This is a genomic window from Oleiphilus sp. HI0117, assembly GCF_001635235.1.
In genome coordinates this window covers 1-2,354 of record NZ_LWGA01000867.1, presented here as the reverse complement: position 1 = coordinate 2,354, position 2,354 = coordinate 1, and the positions used below count along the sequence as shown (strand labels likewise).

Genomic DNA, 2,354 nt, shown 5'->3' with positions numbered 1-2,354 from the left:
GAAGCTGGCTTCTTCGCCATCAAGAAATTCTTCAATAACTACATGGCAGCCTGCTTCGCCAAAAGCATTGCCTGATAGCATATCTCGTACAGCTTCTTCTGCTTGCTCCAGAGTTTCGGCAACGATTACGCCTTTGCCAGCCGCTAAACCGTCGGCTTTAACAACAATCGGGGCACCTTTTTCTTTCAAGTATGCTAAGGCAGGTTCTACTTCCGTAAAATTCTGGTAGTCGGCAGTAGGTATGTTGTGGCGAGCTAAGAAATCTTTAGTGAAAGCTTTAGAGCCTTCTAATTGAGCCGCACCTTTTGAAGGGCCAAAGCAGCGAAGGCCTTCTGCTTCAAAATGGTCAACAACGCCGTCAACTAAAGGCGCTTCTGGGCCGATAATGGTAAGTGCGACTTGATTCTCTTTGGCAAAATCAGACAGCGCTTGAAAGTTCATAACGTCAATGTCGACATTGCTTAATTTGCTGTCTGATGCGGTACCAGCATTTCCTGGTGCAACAAAAACTGTTTCGACGTCTTTATTTTGTGCAGCTTTCCAGGCAAGAGCATGTTCTCTGCCGCCGCTGCCAATGATAAGAATATTCATAGCGTAACCCGATCTAATAATAACTTAATAGCCAGGCGGCTTACGGAGTCGCCTGGAGATGGAAATGGGCGCAAGGATACCTTATTCGAGAGGAGATATAAAAAATAATTGTTCGTAAAATGGGCAAGAGTGGTTTTACGAACAACCAACTCTTATGAATGCTAAGCAGAGTTTGCAAGTTGGGCCAGCTTCTCTCTAGCTTGGTCGCGAATCGGCACAGCCTTATGTTCTTTGTTGTCCATTAATACAAAAGTATTGCTGGCATCTGCGATAATCGTGTTGCTACCTTCCAAGTAGATAGTTTGATCTATTTTACAGCTGGTATTACCTATGCGCATTACCTTGGTATGGATCTCGAGCTGATCATTGAAGAGGCATGGGTGACGATAGTTTATATTGCTATTTACCAAGGTCAGTGTCAGATCAAGCTGTGAGAAAAACTCTATGGCATTGAAGTTTTCAAACAATACCCAGCGAGCTTCTTCGAAAAAGCGGGTATAGCCGTTGTTGTTGAGGTGGCCGTGTTGGTCGAGGTGATAGCCCCTTACTTTAATGCGTACGTAATCTGACACTGTTGTTGCTCCATTAATGATAGAAGTCCGTGGAAGCCTTCGGGCGTCCGATTAATAGGTAAAAATAGTCTAGCGTATATTATTAGGTAGTGCTAACTAGAGGCAGAAGAGTAGATGTATAGCAGGAAGAGTACCGTGCACCAAGTCTCAAACAGAGGCGGGTGCACGGTCATACAGAGCTTATTTGCTTAGTGTCGGAAGTGACGCATTCCGGTAAATACCATTACCAAACCGTGCTCATCAGCTGCATCAATGACTTCTTGATCACGCATTGAACCGCCTGGCTGGATGACACAACTAACGCCGGCATTTGCGGCATTGTCTATGCCGTCTCTGAATGGGAAGAAGGCATCTGAAGCCATCATAGAGCCTTTCACGGCAAGTCCGGCATGCTCAGCTTTGATTGCTGCGATGCGTGCTGAATTGACACGGCTCATTTGCCCGGCACCAATACCGATAGTTTGAGCGCTCTTGCCGTAAACAATCGCATTGGACTTAACCATTTTAGCAACTTTCCAGGTGAATAAGAGGTCATCAATTTCTTCGTCTGTTGGCTGGCGCTTGGAGACAACAGTCAAATCTTCCTTACTGATCATGCCTAAGTCACGATCTTGCACCAGTAAGCCGCCATTGACGCGCTTATAATCGAAAGATGCTGCGCTGTCAGAAAATGCACCGCACTCTAGGAGGCGGACATTTTTCTTAGCGGCTACGGCTTCTTTCGCTTCGGCGCTAACGCTCGGAGCAATAATAACTTCAACAAACTGTCGGTCGACGATAGTTGTCGCGGTTTCCGCATCAAGCTCACGGTTAAAGGCGATGATACCGCCAAAAGCAGATTCAGGGTCCGTTGCATAAGCTTTTTCATAAGCCTCTAGAATAGAGCCGGCTTCTGATACGCCACAAGGGTTTGCGTGCTTGACGATGACACATGCAGGTTCGTCAAATAGCTTTACGGTCTCAAGTGCTGCATCGGTGTCGGCGATATTGTTGAACGAAAGCTCTTTTCCTTGAAGCTGTTTAGCGCCAGAGATTGAATCGGCTGGTGCATTCTTTTCAACATAAAACGCGCTGTTCTGGTGAGGGTTTTCACCATAGCGAAGTTCTTGAGTTTTGTTCATTTGAACGTTAAATGTTCTTGGGAACTCTTTGCTGCCACCTGGAACCAATCGGCCAAAGTAGTTGGCAATC

At 46.1% G+C, this 2,354-nt stretch carries 3 protein-coding genes; all 3 read right to left on the bottom strand.

Annotated elements, in window-relative coordinates; genetic code table 11:
* The coding region (locus A3757_RS15105) for a phosphoribosylamine--glycine ligase (RefSeq protein WP_156506337.1) at positions 1–591 on the bottom strand (591 nt) is incomplete at its 3' end.
* A gap of 161 nt (positions 592–752) precedes the next feature.
* A complete protein-coding gene (locus A3757_RS15100; protein WP_068512175.1) occupies positions 753–1,163 on the bottom strand; it encodes a thioesterase family protein in 411 nt (136 codons plus the stop codon).
* A 188-nt stretch (positions 1,164–1,351) separates the two neighbouring features.
* On the bottom strand, positions 1,352–2,354 hold a 1,003-nt coding region (purH, locus tag A3757_RS15095; protein WP_156506336.1), incomplete at its 5' end, for a bifunctional phosphoribosylaminoimidazolecarboxamide formyltransferase/IMP cyclohydrolase.